Origin of the sequence: Paraburkholderia sp. BL9I2N2 (assembly GCF_004339745.1) — a bacterium.
Taxonomy (GTDB): Bacteria; Pseudomonadota; Gammaproteobacteria; order Burkholderiales; family Burkholderiaceae; genus Paraburkholderia.
In genome coordinates this window covers 1719037-1734303 of sequence record NZ_SMGP01000002.1, presented here as the reverse complement: position 1 = coordinate 1734303, position 15267 = coordinate 1719037, and the positions used below count along the sequence as shown (strand labels likewise).

The window sequence follows — 15267 nt, the reverse complement described above, 5'->3', positions numbered from 1 at the left end:
CTGGTCGACAGGAGACAGACATGACACTGAACACGCAACCGAATCTCGCCCGACCCGACGATTTCTACGAGGCGTTGATCGACATGCATCGCGATCTGGACGATGCGCAGAGCCAGTCGGCCAATGCGCAACTGATCCTGCTGCTCGCCAACCATATCGGCGATCACGCCACGCTGCTCGAAGCGATGCGGCATGCTCGCGACGGCGTGGCCGACGTGTCGGCGCGAAATGGTAAAGCGCGTCCGCTGGCTGCATAACCGCATAGCGCGAGCAAAGATTGACTTTGTGCAACGCAGATTTCGGAAGACGTCAATAGTAGTGATTTGTTGCGCGCTTCCTCTCAAATTCGCGGAAGACAATCCGCGATTCATCTCAATTTTTTCTTTCTGACTATCAGATTCTTCTTAGCAAAGCGGCACAAGCGCTGCCTCATACTAGTCGGCTTGTTGAGGGAAGGATGATCAGATCGCATAGGATGTGTCGTTCCGGTAGGCCAGATTGCTTCGTGCCGGCGCACCATGTCCTCGTGCGTTGCCGGTGGGAATTTCCCCACGTTCGGCCAGAAAGAGACACGAGATGAAATTGTTTTTGATAAGCGACCTTGTCGTTCAAGAGTTGGCGTCGATGAAAGTCGACGGAAAGTGGCTTTCTCCTGCGCAGTTTGCCGAATCGGCGTCGCTCTGGATTAACCATTACGCGCCTGGCCGTGCAGCGTCTGAATCGTTTTTTTTTCGAAGTCGAGTGCGAAGTGTTGCAAATCGCCACGCAACTCGCCGTCGGAGAATTGGCGTCGGTCGAAGATTTGCCGTTGGGGCAGTTGTTTAGCGACTATCCAACGGTGAATTACGCGCATCCTTTGAGCGCGAAAGCGTTGGCTGCGACGCTGACAGCGTGCCGTGAAAAAATTTCCCGTGGCGCTCAGGCAGGAGCACCTGACGATGCGATCTGGTCGCGGCAGTTCGCTGCCTGTGCGAAGAACGTGCCGCCGTCTCTCGGATGCCACCCCGCCCTCTGTCAGTTGATGTGCCACATCGGTGACACGCCGAAGGTTTGAGCGTCGCTCGAGATCGATGGCTTCGTACGTCATATCGGGTAGAGTCGCGGTTATGCGTCCGCGATTGCGCCCATTACGTCCGAACCTTTGCATGTATTCGATCGACCCCGTTCCGCTGCCGCACGATGGCCCGTCCGACATTGCGTTGTGGCGGATCGACATCGACTTCACTGCGTCGCTCGACGCGCCGGCCTTTGCATCCCTCAGCGAGGACGAACGCACGCGAGCCCGCACCTTTCGCCGCCATGATGACGCGCTGCGCTTCGCGACCGTGCGCGCCGCGCTGCGTGAAGAGCTCGCGCGGCGGCTCGACATGGCGGCACACGCCGTGCGTTTTGCGCCCGACGTCAATCACCGACCCCATCTCGCGGATTCGAATCGCTTCGATTTCAATGTATCGCATGCGGGTGCGCATGGACTGATCGCGATGTCGCCGGTTCGGCGCGTGGGCGTCGATATCGAGCAGCACAGCGACAAATTCGATTGGCATTCGATTGCGGCCTTGACGCTCGATCCGGAAGAAGTCGCGTGGATCGAACGCCTCGACGTAGGTCAGCAGAGCGCTGCGTTTTACGATGCGTGGGTCGCCAAGGAAGCGCTCGTCAAAACAACGGGCGTGGGCATCACGCGCGGATTGCAACATCTGACCGTGCTACCGCGTGAGAGCAAGCGCGTGACGCTGCGCAAGCAGATTCCAGACGATATGTGCGATGTCGCCGCGCACTGGCTTGTGGCACCGGACAGCTACGCTGCGTGCGTCGCGTGGTCAGTGACCGCGCTTCGGTAATCGCAAACAAACACGGCGCGCTAAGCGTTGACCTGTCCGAACGCCAAAGCCTTCGGCCAGCCGAACGCGTGGACCTGTGTGAGTCGCTGCATGGCCGGCTGCGCAAGCGCGACCGCAGCGCGAATCTTGCCGGCCATCGGCACATCCAGCACATGCCAGCGGCCGTGTTCCGCGAGATCGAACGCACCGTTTGCGGAGTGGCTGAACAGCAGTTCGACATCGATATCGACGGGCGCATAGCGCAGCGCATTGCAAAGACTGCCGTAGCGAGCGCGGCGTTGCGAGGCTTCCGGCGTTTCCTCGGGCGCCGCGCCTGGCGAGGGCACGACGACGCTCAATCCTAGCGTCGCCGACGCAACGCCGATCACGATCCAGATGCCGCCGTACGCGATATCGATTGTGATGCCACGGCCGTCGCGAGGATGACGCGCACGCAGTTTCTCGTTGCCGTCATCCTGTAAATCGACGGCTTGCGGTTCGCAGTCGAACAGATTTCCGACGATCCAGCGCACCACCACTCGCGCGCTGATAAAGCGTTTGCGCAACGCGGCGTTCGGATGCAACCGCGCACGCTCGCGTTCGCTCTTCGACAGCCAGCTATCGCCTTCTTGCACAGGCACCGGCAGCCATTCGCAGCGGAACCGCCAAAGATGCAACTCGCCTGCGCGCGGCGCGGCGACGTTGTACGGATAGCTGCGAGTCAGCGGATGGGACAGGAATACGGGTGTGGCCGCGGCGGCAATAGTGGGTGCGAGGCGGGCGGGCTGCACGGCTTGTTCGCCAGCACTGCGTTCAGCGGCGACTTCGCGTGACTCGCCGCTATCGCGCGGGCGCGAAGCCGCCGGGCAAGCCAGATCCAGTTCCAATGGCATAGGCCTGCTTCCTCAATGCATGTACGTGACGCGCCGGGCTTGCACGTCGAGTTCCACACCGGCGTCGAGCAGATCGATGGCGAACCAGCGAATCAGCTTCAGGACGCCACTCACCGCGGGCGCGGGCAGCCATTCGTTCAACATGCGCAACGCTGCACCGCTATGCGTTTTTTGCAGCAGCGCGATGGTCTGCAGGATCACCGCTTCGTCCTTGCCGAGATCGCTGGCACAGCGGCAGCGCATATCGAGTGGCCGATACGACACGTGCATCAGCGAACGCATCAGTAGATCGAAGTGTTCGATGCCGTCCGGTCGCAGACCTATGCCGCTGAGAATGTCGCGCCAGTGCACGCCGCCGCGCGCCGTTTCGCAGGCGGGCCGCAGCCATGTGCGAACGGCGCTCAGGACGGTGCGGTCGGGCGCGTCGGCGGTATCGGTCGGATGATCGTCGATCAGTTCCGGGCGGCTGCTATGTTGAGAGCGAAAGTTCATCGATGCTCCTGAATGGACACGGTCCAATGAATCGCGCCGGCCGGATGGGACGGGTGCGGCGTCGCAGGCCAGCGCTTGTCGCGTGCGACGGAAGGGCGATGACGCAGAGCCTGCGTCAGATGCTCACGTTTGATGCCGTTACCGGCGCTTGCTTCAGGTTTGAGCGGGCTGCGTCGGCTGCCACTCGCGCACGTGTGCGCTGCGCGCCGGACGTGCCGGTGCTTGCCCCGGCGTTTTCGGCGTGCCGACAAACAGGAAGCCGAGCAGTCGCTCGTTCGGCGCGAAGCCCAATGCGTCATGCAAGCGCGGTTCATAACTGTCCGGACCGGTGGACCAGAAGCCGCCAAAGCCGAGCGCATGGATCGCGTTGAGCATGTTCATCGCCGCCGCGCCGGCGGCCAGCAATTGCTCGATCTCGGGCACCTTGGGATGCGTCGAGATTGCCGCGCCGAGCGCGATCAGCAGCGGCGCGGCAAATGCCTTCTGCCGGCGATGCGCATGCGCCGAACGCGGTTCGTCCGGCGAGCGGGCGCAGGCGAGGTCGACCAGCACGTCGCCGAGCGGTCCGCGTGCGTCGCCGCGAATCGTCACAAAGCGCCAGGGACGCAGATTGCCGTGATCCGGTGCGCGCAAGGCGGCGTCGAAGATCAGGTCGAGTTCGGCGTCCGCCGGACCGGGCTCGGTCAGCGGCCATTGCGATTGACGCGACAGCAGGACTTCGAGCGCCGCCGAAGCTTTCGGTCCGGCGCCGGCGGCAGGCTTTGCTGCCGCCGGGCGCTGGTTGTCGGTTTCGGGGCGGCTGATGTCTAGCGTCGTCATGATCTCGGGTTCGGCGAATGGTATGGGCTGAATAATGAGCTAATTTGCTAGTAAATGCAAATCATTCGCATTTAGAAGAAATGTTGGTGAATTGGTTTCGAGCCCGTTCGGCGCACGGCGCGAAACGCAGGGCAGCCCGAGCCGCCGAGCGGTAAATTGCTAACGCAACTAACGGTCAACCGCGCCCGGCGCCCCCGGATATGATGGCGAAGTGCCGAATTCAGCCTTTTTGGCAAAAGCGGCCTGCAGCCTCCTTGCCCACTTTCGCTTGCCCATGCCGACAAAAACATTCGAGACCGCATCGACTTCCGAGGCCACCGAAGCGGCGCAACGCGTCCCCACGCTGATGCTCGCCGCGGCGTTGTCGCTGGGTAGCGCGATCGCGCTCGGCCTCGCACGCTTCGCGTACGCACTGCTGTTGCCGTCAATGAAACTCGACCTCGGCTGGAGCTTCGCGCAAGCCGGCGCGATGAATACGGCCAACGCGCTGGGTTATCTGCTCGGTGCGCTGGCTTTTCCGCGCCTTGCGCGCAGATGGTCGGCCGGCGCATTGTTCGGCGGCGGTTGCGTCGCGACTGCGCTACTGATGGCAATCAGCGGTCTGCTTGCCGACACGGACTCGCTGCTCGTGTTGCGCGTGATCACCGGCGTGAGCAGCGCGGCGGTTTTTATCAGCGGCGGCGTGTTGGCTGCGCGGCTCGCATCGGCGAGGCCGCACGACGCCGGGCTCGTCCTCGGCTTGTATTACGGCGGCACGGGATGGGGCATCGTGGCGTCGTCGGTGCTGGTGCCGCTGACTATCTTCAACGTCGCGCACGGCTGGCAGTTTGCGTGGTTCGCACTCGCGCTCGCGTGTGCGGTACTCGCCGCAGTGGCCATCGCCGCCGCGCGAAAAATCGAGAGCGTGCACGCGACGGCGTCGTCGGCCACGCAATCACACGCCGCCGCCGATGCACCCCGTTGGCTGCGATTCAGTCTCGCGCTGGCGGGCTACGGCTTGTTCGGCGTCGGCTATATCGGCTACATGACGTTTATCGTCGCACTCCTGCGCAATGCGGGCATGAGCGCGGCTGTCGTTACGGGTTTTTATCTGCTGCTAGGCGTGGCGACGGTGGTCTCGGCGCGCGTGTGGTCGGGGTTGCTCGATCGCATGCGCGGTGGCCAGGCGCTCGCGGTGCTCAACGCTTTGCTCGCGGTCGCGACGCTGCTGCCCGCGCTGTTCACGCAACCGTGGGTGGCGTTCGTGTCCGGCGTGCTGTTTGGCGCGACGTTTCTCTCCGCTGTGGCGTCGACCACGGCTTTCGTGCGCCACAATCTGCCCGCGAGTCATTGGGCCAAAGGCATCAGCGCGTTCACGATCGTGTTCGCGTTCGGGCAGATCGTCGGACCGATGGTGATCGGCTGGGTCTCGGACGGCGCGGGTCTCGCGCGCGGGCTCGTGTATTCCGCACTGCTGCTCGCGGCGGGCGCGGTGCTGGCGGCGTGTCAGAAAGCGTTGCGCTGAACGTGAGTCCGCGCATTCAGGCAAGTGCGCTTCACGTTTTTCACACCTGCACGGACGGGATGCTCTTCATGCAACGCAAGGCGAACATCGAGCGGCTATGCCGGATGCCGGCGATCTTGTAGAGCTTCTCGCGCAGAAACCGCTCGTAGCCCGCCGTGCCATCGACCGCCACCTTCACCAGATAGTCGTAGTCGCCCGACACGAGATACGCCTCCAGCACTTCGGTCAGCGTCGCCAATTCGGCGCCGAAGCGGGCGAGGGCGTCGTCGTCGTGACGGTCCAGCGTCACTTCGAGCAGGACGATGTCCGCGAAGCCGAGCTTCTGCTGATCGAGCAGCGCGACGTAGCCGCGGATATACCCCTCCGTTTCCAACTGACGCGTGCGATTCCAGCACGCCGTGGTCGACATGCCGACCAGTTCCGCCAGCTCGGCATTGCTGAGGCGCGCGTTCTTTTGCAACTCGCGCATGATCTTGCGATCCTGGTTGTCGAGCGAGCGATTTCGGGTGGTCATAGGCGGTACTGGAAGCTTGTTCTGGAAAATCGCATTCTAAAGGAAGATTGTCCCGACATCGCGCGGGAAGATCATTGCTTTAAGAAGCCTATCCAGCCAGCGTCCCGGTATATTTTCATGGTGCATTCATGCCCGGGACAACCGTCCGGGCTGCGGGCCTCGCGCCTGCGGCCTTGCGCGGCCACAAGCTGCCATCCGGTGTCTCGCTGTCTTTCACAGGAGGCAGCACGCGGGCGAATTGCGGCGTTACCAGCGCCGTAAGACGCGCTCGCCGGGCATGGACGCATGTTCCTAACCGAATGCCTGCCAGCATGATCGTCCGCACGACCGGGTTTCTCGACCCGCGCGGATAGCGGCGGGACGTACTGGCATGCCGCAACCACACGCCTTCCGATGTCGAGCTGGCTGCCGACGCTCAGCAACGAAGCCTGTTCTGGCGCGGCGTCGCCACCTCGGGATTCAACCCGAAGACGCTGCTGTTTTTTCCGTCGTTCTTTCCGCAGTTCATTAGCGCTCCTTCGAATGAGGCGCACTGGTCCGCGAATCAGCAATATCTTTTGCTGGCCGCGACAGTTGCATGCGTGTTTGCGTTGAGCGTGGCGTCGGCGGCAATTTTCTCGCACCGCTTGCGCACCGTTTTACAACGGCCGACGCGGCTGCGCGCCGTGAATCGTTTGATGGGTAGTGTGCTGGTCGGCATGGGCGCGCTGATGGCGGCGGTGCGCTGAGCGCGTCGACTGGATCGTGCGGCGGACACTGCACCACTCGCGTCGCCTTGAACTAAAAGCGACGCGTGGCTGCTCGATCAACTTGGTTTGGTAGGCGCTTTGACCGCGCTCTGTACCGCGACATTGCGATAGACGTCGCGGCAGAATTGCATGCCGCTTTGATGCGCGCCGTTGACAGCCGCCGCGATGCGTACCGTTCCCTCGACATGCTGAGCCGGCGGATTGACGAGTGCGGCGTCGATCGCGAACGGATCGGCAGGCGACGCGCGCATGATGCCGATGCCTTTGATCGTCACGGCAAGGCACGGGTCGGGCAGTTGTGGGCCGTGGCTGGCGGCGACGTCGAAATTGATGTTCAGCGTCCAGAAACCCTCGTGAATATCCTGATGAATAATGACGGCTTTCACCACGTCCTGGTGTGACAGCGTGTACTCGTTGCTGGCCATCGGTCCCTCCTTGCCTCGCACGCATTCTGAGCGCACGTGTGCAGATATGGCATTTTGCGCGGACTAGGGAAGGTTAGTTTTACGCGCCATTCCGCGCAGCGCAAGCGGAAAGATAGGTGCCTCGATGCCTCGGCGCGCATGCATCGCGCGGACGCGCGAAAGGCGACGCCCGGACGCTGGCGCCGCCTTTCGCGCCGCAGCCGGGTGGGGCTGCGGCGCAGTGGAACGAACCTCGGATCAACTGCGCAAACGAGCAGGTTCTATGGATTAGTGGAAGATGAGGTACAGGATGACCAGTACGATCAACGGGACGCCAAGCAACCAGCCGAGAAGGTAAGGCATGATGTGATCTCCTTTCGTATCGAGGTTTGAATACGAAGGTGATTGAGCATCCGGCGTGCCTGACGTGTCATCTCAAGCCAGCGGTGGCTGCTCGATGCTGCCGAGTACGGCGCCGAACCTCACCGCATGCAAGTCTGGTTCGACGCCGCCACGGTAACGTCAAGGCAAATTCTCCCGCAGGACGATGCTAAATTGCACCGGCTTCACGTCGCTCATCGCGTCACGCTTCTCGCGCACGTTGCGAAAAATGCGCAGACAATTTCCCACCATCGCTTGTGGCGTTTGCGTGATCAACGCATCCATGGTGCCGTCGATCAGCAACGCTCGCGTGTCAGGCGTCAAGCCATGGCCGACAAACAGAATCTTCTGCTCTGAGCGCGCCTCGACAATCGCGCGCGCCACGCCATCCGATCCGCCGCCGCTGTTGTAAATGCCGGCGAGATCGGGATGCTGCTCCAGCAGCTTGCGTGTCTGCATATAGTTGCGTTCGCTATCGTCGTGTCCCTCACGCAATCCGATCACGCGCACTTGTGGAAACGTCGATTCGATCAAATGCAGAAAACCGATCTCGCGTTCCTCATGCCCGCGATAGTTGAGGCTGCCCGCGAGCATGGCGATCTTCCCGCTCGGTCGAGGGCCCATGAAGCGCCCGAGCAGCAAAGCAGCGGTACGTCCCGCCGCACGATTGTCGATGCCCACGTAAGCCAGCCGCCGCGCATTCGATAAGTCCGAAATCAGCGTGATGGCCGGCACGCCCTGGTCCGCCAATGCATTCACGGCGTCGCGCACCACCGGATGTTCGAGCGCCATGAACACGACGCCATCCGCACGCTGTCCGTAGTGCAACAGACGGTCGGCCAGTTCCTTCGGGTTGAAACTCTCGACGTAGTGCACGCGGCACTTCATGTCCAACGCGTTCCACTGATCGTGTGCGAAGTCGATGTAGTCGCCGAGCATGTGCAAATAGCGGTTGGTGCCGGCGGGCAGCAGAAACGCGATGCGCATCGGCTTCGAGGCGGGCACGACGGGTGCCTCTGGCGTGAGCAGATAGCCGAGTTGGGCGGCCGCTTGCAGCACGCGTTGCGCCGTCACGGCGCGCACGCCTTCGCGGCCGTTGAGCACACGATCCACTGTGGCGGTCGAAACACCGGCGGCGCGTGCAATGTCGGGAATGCGGGCGCGCGCGGCGGCGGTGAGGTGAACCGTTTCGGACATAGCGGTCCTTCGCAGAAGGGAATTCCATCAAAAAACATCAAGTTCGCGGTTTGACAGCAGTTGCCGCGCACGCCTAGTCTTGCAGCTATCACGCGACGACTCAACACCGGAGACCGGAAATCACGGCGTAGCGAGCAGGCGATGATGGTTTTTGATGGATTCGACAGTCACATCAATTATAAGCAAGGAGACGCTCAAATGACCAACCTCGCGAGACGCACCCTGCTGCGTGCCGCAGCCGCCGTGCCGGTAGCCAGCGCGCTGGGCTTCCCGGCCATCGTGCGCGCGGCGTCCGGCCCGGAGTTCGTGTTCAAGTACGGCAACAACCTGCCGCTCACGCATCCGCTGAACGTGCGCTCGCAGGAAGCGGCCAATCAGATCAAAGAGGCGTCGAAAGGGCGCATGGAGATCCGGATATTCCCTAACAACCAGTTGGGCGGCGATACCGACATGCTCGCGCAGGTGCGCAGCGGCGGCATCGAGATGTTCACGCCGTCCGCGCTGGTGGTATCGACGCTCGCGCCATCGGTTGCGATCAACGCGGTGGGCTTTGCGTTCAGCGACTACAACCAGGTGTGGAGCGCCATGGACGGCAAGCTCGGCGCCTACGTGCGCGCCGCGATGCAGAAGGCCGGACTCGAATCGTTTGAAAAGATGTGGGACAACGGCTTTCGTCAGACGACCACCAGCACCGGTGCGATCACCAGCGCGCAGAACATGCGCGGTCTGAAGATTCGCGTACCGGTGAGTCCGCTCAGCATCGACATGTTCAAGGGACTCGGCGCTGCGCCGACCAGCCTGCAATTCAGCGAGGTCTATTCGTCGCTGCAAACGCATATCGTCGATGCGCAGGAAAACCCGCTGCCTATCGTGCAGGTCGCGAAGCTCTACGAAGTGCAGAAGTTCTGTTCGCTTACCAATCACATGTGGGACGGCTACTGGTTCGTGCTGAACCCGCGCGCGTGGCAGCGCTTGCCGAAGGATCTGCAGGGCATTGCCAGTGACGCGTTCAACCAGTCGGCGCTCAAGCAGCGTGAAGACGTGCGCAAGCTGAACGACGCGGCGGTCGCGGATCTGCAAAGCAAGGGTCTCTCGATCAACCGTCCCGCGCCGGACACGTTCCGCGCGGCGCTGCGCCAGGCGGGTTTCTACGCCGAGTGGAAGAGCAAGTTCGGCAATCAGGCGTGGGACCTGCTCGAACAATCGGTTGGCAAGCTGGCTTGAGCGTGCCGCATACGGGTGAGCCTGAGAAGAAGCGCGGCGAGTCGCCGCGAGGAGACAGCAGGATGTCGAATCACGCATTGAATCCGGCGGACGCGGGCGTGCCGTTGCACGCGGCGAGCATGCCGCGCCGCTGGCTGAGGAGTTTCGATCGCGGCTTGATCGCGCTCGTCGAAGTGTGCGCGGCGGCGCTGCTCGTCGTGGAAATCGTCGTGATGCTCGCGGGCGTGGTGTGCCGCTACGTGCTGCATCAGCCGCTCGTGTGGTCGGATGAACTGGCCGGGATTCTGTTCCTGTGGCTCGCCATGCTCGGCGCCGTGCTTGCGTTGCGGCGCGGTGAACATATGCGGATGACGGCGCTCGTCAGTCGACTCTCGCCGCAGCGGCGCGCGTTCGTCGACACGCTGGCGATCGCCGCATCGATCGCGTTGCTTGCGCTGCTGATCGCTCCCGCCTACGACTATGCGTCCGGCGAGGCAGCGATCGTGACGCCCGCCTTGCAGATCAGCAACGCATGGCGCGCGCTCGCCTTGCCGATCGGCGCGGCGCTCATGCTGCTGGTCGGTCTGATCCGTCTCGCCCAGGTGAGCCGTGTGCGCGACGTCGTGATCGTGCTCGCAATCACGGCTGTGCTGGCCGCGGTGGCCGTGTTCGCCGGTCCGTGGTTTCAGACGCTCGGCAAAACCAATCTGGTGATCTTTTTCGTCGGCGTAGTGGCGATCGGGATTTTCTCTGGCGTGCCCATCGGCTTCTCGTTTGCGCTTGCCACGTTCGGTTATCTGGGACTCTCTACCTTTACGCCGCTCGAAGTCGTGGTCGGCCGCATGGACGAAGGCATGTCGCATCTCGTGCTGCTCGCTGTGCCGCTCTTCGTGTTTCTCGGCTTGCTGATCGAAATGACCGGCATGGCGCGCGCAATGATCGAGTTTCTCGCAAGTCTCGTCGGTCACGTGCATGGCGGGTTGTCGTTCGTACTGATCGGCGCGATGTATCTGGTGTCGGGCATCTCCGGTTCGAAAGTGGCCGACATGGCGGCCATCGCGCCGGTGTTGTTTCCGGAGATGAAAAAACGCGGCGCTTCCGAAGGCGATCTGGTCGCGCTGCTCGCCACGACCGGGGCACAAAGCGAAACGATTCCGCCGAGCATCGTGTTGATCACGATCGGTTCAGTGACGGGGCTGTCGATATCCGCGCTCTTCACCGCGGGCATGCTGCCGGGCGCGGTGCTCGCGCTGATTCTGTGCGTGGTGGTGTGGTGGCGCTATCGCGAGGAAGACCTGAGCGGCGCTCAGCGTTTCAGCAAGCGGCAGATCGGGCGTCTGTTCATCGTGTCGCTGCCGGCGCTGGCGTTGCCGTTCGTGATTCGCATGGCGGTGGTCGAAGGCGTGGCAACGGCGACAGAGGTGTCGACCATCGGCATCGCGTATTCGATGCTGATCGGCCTGCTGGTGTATCGCCGCTTCGAATGGCGGCGGCTTGGCCGCATGCTGGTGGATGCGGCGACTTTGTCCGGCGCGATTCTTTTCATCATCGGCTGCGCCACGGCAATGGCTTGGGCGCTCACGCAATCCGGCTTTTCGCAGGACCTCGCGCAACTCATGGGCTCGATGCCCGGCGGCGCCTACGGTTTTCTCGCGGTGTCGATTGTCGTGTTCGTGATGCTCGGCAGCGTGCTCGAAGGGATTCCCGCCATTGTGCTGTTCGGGCCGCTGCTGTTTCCCATCGCGCGGCTCGCGGGCGTGCACGAAGTGCATTACGCGATCGTCGTGATTCTTTCGATGGGCGTGGGTCTTTTTTCACCGCCGTTCGGTGTCGGCTACTACTCGGCGTGCGCGATCAGCAAGGTCAATCCCGATGCGGGCATTCGTCCGATTGTCGGGTATATGGGCGCGTTGATCGTCGGCCTGATCCTGGTCGCGGCGATTCCCTGGATTTCGATCGGTTTTCTCTAAGCAGGTCTCTCAAGTTTATTAACAGGTTCGACCTTCGGGCGCCGCGTTTTCGCCGCGCCGGGGCGTCGCTCGTCTTTCAACCCGCAGCATCGGGAGAGTTTCATGAGTCGTTTCTTTGGCGAAATCCGGCAGGCAGGCTATGTGGTGCGGGACATCGAAGCCGCGATGGACTACTGGAGCCGCGTGCTCGGCGTAGGTCCGTGGTTTTACAACGAACGCGTGCCGATCGAGAACTACACCTACCGTGGGCAATCGTACGAGGTGCACAACTCGGTGGCGCTGGCGAACTCGGGACCGTTGCAGGTCGAACTGATCCAGACACGCAACGACGCGCCCTCGATGTATCGTGACTTTCTCGCCGCGGGCCATACCGGCTTGCAGCACAACGCGTACTGGACCACGTCGTTCGACGCGGATCTTGCGCGTCTGCAGGAGCAGGGTTTCAAAGTCGCGATGAGCGGCGAAGTGGGGCGCAACGGGCGCTTCGTCTACTTCGATACCGAGAATCATCCCGGCACGGTAATCGAGTTGTCCGAGATCGCCGGGCCGAAGGGCAAGCTCTTCGACATGATCTACGCGGCGTCGCGCGACTGGGACGGCCGCGAGCCGGTGCGCCGCTTTCCCGATCTGGGCACGCTATGAGCGAGACGCTGCAACCGCGCGCCGTCGACGACGATACGCTCGAGGCCGACTATCTGATCGAGACGCCGCTCGATCCCGCACGTGTCGCCGATGTCATGGCCGGCGAGCAATCGAGCGGCACGTTCGTGCGCGTCGCCAATGAATCCGATGCGCTGCGCGCGCGCAGCCGCGCGAGCGTGCTGCGCATCGAGGAACTGGAGGCAGCGGTGCAGCCCAGCTTGCCGAACGCATGGCTCGAGCGTCAACGCACGCCGGGACCGTGGCGGCGCGCGCGCATCACGCTGTCGTTTCCGCTCGCCAACATCGACGCGAATCTGCCCACGCTGGCCGCGACCGTCGCCGGCAATCTGTACGATCTCGGCGAAGTGACCGGCATGCGGCTGCTGTCGTTGCGCTTGCCGGCTTCGTACCGTGCGCGGTTCGAGTTACCGCGTCATGGCGTGGCCGGCACGCGCGCGCTGACGGACGTGAAAGACAGGCCGATGATCGGCACCATCATCAAGCCGAACGTCGGCCTGAGCGCGGCGGAAACGGCGGCGCTGGCGCGCGATCTGTGCGAAGCGGGCGTCGATTTCATCAAGGATGACGAAGTATGCGCGAATCCCGCCCACGCGCCGCTGGCGGAGCGCGTGCGGGCGGTGATGGCCGAAGTGCGCCGCTACCGTGAACGCAGCGGCCGTCCTGTGATGGTCGCGTTCAATATCACCGACGACCTCGACGCCATGCGCCGTCACGCGGAACTGGTCGAACGCGAGGGCGGCAGTTGCGTGATGGCGAGCATCAACTGGTGCGGCTTTTCCGCGATCCAGACGCTGCGCCGCGCGACGCCGCTCGTGCTTCACGCGCACCGCAACGGCTACGGCATGATGTCGCGTGATCCGGCGTTGGGCATGTCGTTTCAGGCGTATCAGTCGTTGTGGCGACTGAGCGGCGTCGATCATATGCACGTGCATGGCCTTGCCGGCAAATTCGCGCAGAGCGACGCCGAAGTGATCGAATCGGCGCGCGATTGCGCGACGCCGCTCGCCGCCGGTTGCGACGATACCGTGCTGCCGGCGTTTTCATCAGGGCAATGGGCCGGCACCGTGCAAGCGACATATGACGCCGCGCGCTCCACCGACCTGCTGTTCATGTCGGGCGGCGGCATTCTCGCGCATCCGGACGGTCCCGCGGCGGGCGTCACGAGCGTGCGCCAGGCGTGGGCTGCGGTGCAGGCGGGCACGCCGCTGCCGGTGTACGCCGAGCACATGCCGGAGTTGCGGCGCGCCTTGGCGTTTTTCGGCAGCCGCACGTGAACATCACCGGCGGCACGGAACAAAAGATGAGCGACGAAGCACATAGCAACGGTCCGGCCTACGCCTTCTACGGCGACGACTTCACCGGCGCAACCGACACGCTGGCCCATCTCGCTCGCGCTGGTTTGCGCACCATGCTGTTCTTCGCCCCGCCGGATGGCGCGCGTCTTTCGATGCTCGGCCGGCTCGACGCACTCGGCGTAGCGGGCGCCGCGCGGACCATGCCGCCCGCCACGCAACGGCGGGAACTCGAGCGTGTCGGCGCCGCCTTCGCCGCGCTCGGCGTGCGGGTGATGCACTACAAGGTGTGCTCGACGTTCGATAGCGCGCCGGAAACCGGCAGTATCGGCGTGGCGATCCGCACGTTGCGCGAGTACTGCGCGAACGAACTCGTCGCGGTGGTTGGCGGTCAGCCGAATCTGCGGCGCTATTGCGTGTTCGGCGAACTCTTCGCGGCAGCCGGCGCGGATGATAGCGCGCAGTCGATCTACCGCATCGACCGTCATCCGACGATGAGCCGCCATCCCGTTACGCCGATGAACGAAGCGGACTTGCGTGTGCATCTTCAGCGCCAAGGTGTGAAGAATGTGCAATCGATCGACTGGCGCTGCTATGCGCACGGCGACGCCGAACTTCAGGCGCAAGTGCAACACCGGCTCGATTCGAAACCCGACGCCGTGCTGTTCGACGTGCTCGACGATTCGCATCTGCTGGCGATTGGCCGCATGATCGCGCGTCGTGCCGCGGCGTCGGCGCCATTGCTCGCGGTCGGTGCGAGCAGCGTCGCGCAGGCTTATGCGTTGGCGCATGACCACTGCGTTAAAGATGCCACGGCGGAAATCCGAACCACGCCGCCGCTGGCTCCCGCACGCGGCCCCGTATTCGTGCTGGCGGGCAGTCTCTCGCCATTGACCGAGGTACAGATTGGCGCCGCGCCATCCTACCTGCGTGTGGAACTGGATCCGCTGAAAATGATCGGTGACGCAGGCTCCGATTATCTGGCGGAGCGCGTGGCCGCAATAGCCGGGCCCTTGCGCGACGGACGCAACGTGCTGGCTTTCACGACGCGCCGCGCGTCGAGCGAAAGCGGCGCGCTGCCGCAACTCGCGCATGCCTGTGCGTCACTCTTGCAACAGGTACTCGGCGCCGTGCGCTTGCACCGCATCGGCATAGCGGGCGGCGATACGTCGAGTTTCGCCGTACGCGCGCTCGGCGCATGGGGACTCTCGTATCTCGCGCCGTTATCGGCGGGCGTCACAGTGTGCCGTCTCCACGCCGATCGCGCGGAACTCGACGGCATGGAGATCATGCTCAAAGGCGGGCAAATGGGCGACGGGGATCTGTTCGAGCAACTGCTCGAAGGCAACGGCTGACGACCGCGCGC

16 protein-coding genes are annotated in these 15267 nt (G+C 63.3%); 10 read left to right on the top strand and 6 right to left on the bottom strand.

From position 1 onward, the window contains the following. Positions 1–20: 20 nt before the first annotated feature. The 3 genes from B0G74_RS29725 to B0G74_RS29715 all read left to right on the top strand — a co-directional run bounded on the left by B0G74_RS29725 (position 21) and on the right by B0G74_RS29715 (position 1841). Complete coding sequence (locus B0G74_RS29725) at positions 21–257, top strand: DUF2783 domain-containing protein (protein WP_132378928.1); 237 nt, start codon at positions 21–23, stop codon at positions 255–257. A gap of 494 nt (positions 258–751) precedes the next feature. Next, positions 752–1054, top strand: coding sequence for a hypothetical protein (locus B0G74_RS29720; protein WP_132378926.1), 303 nt, complete (start codon positions 752–754; stop codon positions 1052–1054). Positions 1055–1145: 91 nt separating this feature from the next. After that, on the top strand, positions 1146–1841 hold the full coding sequence (locus B0G74_RS29715; protein WP_132378924.1) for a 4'-phosphopantetheinyl transferase superfamily protein: 696 nt from the start codon (positions 1146–1148) through the stop codon (positions 1839–1841). A gap of 20 nt (positions 1842–1861) precedes the next feature. Here the strand turns inward: B0G74_RS29715 and B0G74_RS29710 are convergent, their stop codons facing one another. From B0G74_RS29710 to B0G74_RS29700, 3 genes are all read right to left on the bottom strand, one after another. Further along, positions 1862–2713, bottom strand: a complete 852-nt coding sequence (locus B0G74_RS29710) for a hypothetical protein (protein ID WP_132378922.1) — start codon at positions 2711–2713, stop codon at positions 1862–1864. A 12-nt stretch (positions 2714–2725) separates the two neighbouring features. Next, complete coding sequence (locus tag B0G74_RS29705) at positions 2726–3205, bottom strand: hypothetical protein (RefSeq protein ID WP_132378920.1); 480 nt, start codon at positions 3203–3205, stop codon at positions 2726–2728. Between the two features lie 153 nt (positions 3206–3358). Continuing rightward, complete coding sequence (locus B0G74_RS29700; protein WP_132378918.1) at positions 3359–4024, bottom strand: nitroreductase; 666 nt, start codon at positions 4022–4024, stop codon at positions 3359–3361. A 274-nt stretch (positions 4025–4298) separates the two neighbouring features. Between B0G74_RS29700 and B0G74_RS29695 the strand changes: the two genes are divergently transcribed. Next, on the top strand, positions 4299–5528 hold the full coding sequence (locus tag B0G74_RS29695) for a YbfB/YjiJ family MFS transporter (protein WP_132378916.1): 1230 nt from the start codon (positions 4299–4301) through the stop codon (positions 5526–5528). 40 nt (positions 5529–5568) lie between these two features. Here B0G74_RS29695 and B0G74_RS29690 read toward each other — a convergent pair whose 3' ends face one another. After that, on the bottom strand, positions 5569–6042 hold the full coding sequence (locus B0G74_RS29690; RefSeq protein ID WP_132378914.1) for an Lrp/AsnC family transcriptional regulator: 474 nt from the start codon (positions 6040–6042) through the stop codon (positions 5569–5571). 365 nt (positions 6043–6407) lie between these two features. On the opposite strand from B0G74_RS29690, the gene B0G74_RS29685 reads away from it, so the two are divergent. Continuing rightward, on the top strand, positions 6408–6770 hold the full coding sequence (locus B0G74_RS29685) for a LysE family translocator (RefSeq protein ID WP_279388628.1): 363 nt from the start codon (positions 6408–6410) through the stop codon (positions 6768–6770). A gap of 77 nt (positions 6771–6847) precedes the next feature. On the opposite strand, the gene B0G74_RS29680 is transcribed toward B0G74_RS29685, so the two are convergent. Together B0G74_RS29680 and B0G74_RS29675 are read right to left on the bottom strand one after the other, a co-directional pair. Then, the gene (locus B0G74_RS29680) at positions 6848–7216 is read right to left on the bottom strand and encodes a hypothetical protein (protein WP_132378912.1); all 369 of its coding nucleotides are present in this window, start codon (positions 7214–7216) and stop codon (positions 6848–6850) included. A 501-nt stretch (positions 7217–7717) separates the two neighbouring features. After that, entirely contained in the window at positions 7718–8773 is a 1056-nt protein-coding gene (locus B0G74_RS29675) for a LacI family DNA-binding transcriptional regulator (protein ID WP_132378910.1), read from the bottom strand. Between the two features lie 198 nt (positions 8774–8971). On the opposite strand from B0G74_RS29675, the gene B0G74_RS29670 reads away from it, so the two are divergent. The 5 genes from B0G74_RS29670 to B0G74_RS29650 all read left to right on the top strand — a co-directional run bounded on the left by B0G74_RS29670 (position 8972) and on the right by B0G74_RS29650 (position 15256). Next, entirely contained in the window at positions 8972–9997 is a 1026-nt protein-coding gene (locus B0G74_RS29670; protein WP_132378908.1) for a TRAP transporter substrate-binding protein, read from the top strand. Positions 9998–10059: 62 nt separating this feature from the next. After that, complete coding sequence (locus B0G74_RS29665; protein ID WP_132378906.1) at positions 10060–11946, top strand: TRAP transporter large permease subunit; 1887 nt, start codon at positions 10060–10062, stop codon at positions 11944–11946. A 102-nt stretch (positions 11947–12048) separates the two neighbouring features. After that, the gene (locus B0G74_RS29660; RefSeq protein WP_132378904.1) at positions 12049–12588 is read left to right on the top strand and encodes a VOC family protein; all 540 of its coding nucleotides are present in this window, start codon (positions 12049–12051) and stop codon (positions 12586–12588) included. Beyond that, positions 12585–13883: a ribulose-bisphosphate carboxylase large subunit family protein gene (locus B0G74_RS29655; RefSeq protein ID WP_132378902.1), complete on the top strand. Its 1299-nt coding sequence runs from the start codon at positions 12585–12587 to the stop codon at positions 13881–13883. The genes B0G74_RS29660 and B0G74_RS29655 overlap by 4 nt, the downstream gene beginning before the upstream one ends. Positions 13884–13909: 26 nt before the next feature. Next, entirely contained in the window at positions 13910–15256 is a 1347-nt protein-coding gene (locus B0G74_RS29650) for a four-carbon acid sugar kinase family protein (protein WP_132378900.1), read from the top strand. Positions 15257–15267: the final 11 nt, after the last annotated feature.

Coding starts and splice junctions, on each gene's coding strand:
- B0G74_RS29725 (WP_132378928.1), top strand. CDS start 21: ATGACACTGAACACGCAACCGAATCTCGCCCGACCCGACGATTTCTAC.
- B0G74_RS29715 (WP_132378924.1), top strand. CDS start 1,146: ATGTATTCGATCGACCCCGTTCCGCTGCCGCACGATGGCCCGTCCGAC.
- B0G74_RS29710 (WP_132378922.1), bottom strand. CDS start 2,713: ATGCCATTGGAACTGGATCTGGCTTGCCCGGCGGCTTCGCGCCCGCGC.
- B0G74_RS29705 (WP_132378920.1), bottom strand. CDS start 3,205: ATGAACTTTCGCTCTCAACATAGCAGCCGCCCGGAACTGATCGACGAT.
- B0G74_RS29700 (WP_132378918.1), bottom strand. CDS start 4,024: ATGACGACGCTAGACATCAGCCGCCCCGAAACCGACAACCAGCGCCCG.
- B0G74_RS29695 (WP_132378916.1), top strand. CDS start 4,299: ATGCCGACAAAAACATTCGAGACCGCATCGACTTCCGAGGCCACCGAA.
- B0G74_RS29690 (WP_132378914.1), bottom strand. CDS start 6,042: ATGACCACCCGAAATCGCTCGCTCGACAACCAGGATCGCAAGATCATG.
- B0G74_RS29680 (WP_132378912.1), bottom strand. CDS start 7,216: ATGGCCAGCAACGAGTACACGCTGTCACACCAGGACGTGGTGAAAGCC.
- B0G74_RS29675 (WP_132378910.1), bottom strand. CDS start 8,773: ATGTCCGAAACGGTTCACCTCACCGCCGCCGCGCGCGCCCGCATTCCC.
- B0G74_RS29670 (WP_132378908.1), top strand. CDS start 8,972: ATGACCAACCTCGCGAGACGCACCCTGCTGCGTGCCGCAGCCGCCGTG.
- B0G74_RS29665 (WP_132378906.1), top strand. CDS start 10,060: ATGTCGAATCACGCATTGAATCCGGCGGACGCGGGCGTGCCGTTGCAC.
- B0G74_RS29660 (WP_132378904.1), top strand. CDS start 12,049: ATGAGTCGTTTCTTTGGCGAAATCCGGCAGGCAGGCTATGTGGTGCGG.
- B0G74_RS29655 (WP_132378902.1), top strand. CDS start 12,585: ATGAGCGAGACGCTGCAACCGCGCGCCGTCGACGACGATACGCTCGAG.
- B0G74_RS29650 (WP_132378900.1), top strand. CDS start 13,910: ATGAGCGACGAAGCACATAGCAACGGTCCGGCCTACGCCTTCTACGGC.